Source organism: Cellulomonas citrea, assembly GCF_009829685.1.
GTDB classification, from domain to species: Bacteria; Actinomycetota; Actinomycetes; order Actinomycetales; family Cellulomonadaceae; genus Cellulomonas; species Cellulomonas citrea.
This window is the reverse complement of the sequence record NZ_VWSD01000346.1, coordinates 1-675: the sequence shown is the minus strand read 5'-3', so window position 1 is coordinate 675 and position 675 is coordinate 1. Positions and strand designations below refer to the sequence as shown.

General features: G+C 62.8%; 1 protein-coding gene. It reads left to right on the top strand.

What is annotated here, in order from left to right; all coding sequences use genetic code 11:
• Nucleotides 1-272: 272 nt before the first annotated feature.
• Nucleotides 273-675: ribose-phosphate diphosphokinase (gene prs, locus F2B26_RS16635; protein ID WP_159811189.1), on the top strand; the 403-nt coding region annotated here is incomplete at its 3' end.

Below are 675 nucleotides of genomic sequence, written 5' to 3'. Positions count from 1 at the left end.
GAAGTATCTGCGCGGCGGCCGGATGACCACCGAAAGCGTCGTCATGCGCGCTTCGAGCGGCACGGTCCGCTGGATCAAGGGCGAGCATAAGAGTCGCTGATTGTGCGCCTTCGACATCCGTCGAAGGCTTGTGGGCCGGTGCTCCAGCAAGGGAAGTGCGGATGCACTTCCCGCACTCCGCGAAAACTCATCTTCAAAACTCTCTCCCCTCTGTTGCGTTTCCATGACGCTCGGCTAGGCGGGAGCCTCAGTTTCTGACGGGGATTCGCCACATGAAGATCATGGCCGCCAACTCGAACCTGCCGCTTGCCCGCGCGATCGCGGCCTATCTCGAAATGCCGCTGGTGGACGCGCAGGTGCGCCGCTTCGCCGACGAGGAAATCTTCGTCGAAATCCACGAGAACGTGCGTGGCGAGGACGTCTTCGTCGTCCAGTCGACCAGCTATCCGGCCAATGACAACCTCATGGAATTGCTGATCTGCATCGACGCGCTGCGTCGCGCCTCAGCCAAGCGGATCACGGCAGTCGTCCCCTATTTCGGCTATGCACGGCAGGATCGCAAACCCGGCCCGCGCACGCCGATCTCGGCCAAGCTCGTCGCCAACCTCATCACCGAGGCGGGTGCCGATCGCGTGCTGGCGGTCGACCTTCACGCGGGCCAGATCCAGGGCTTCT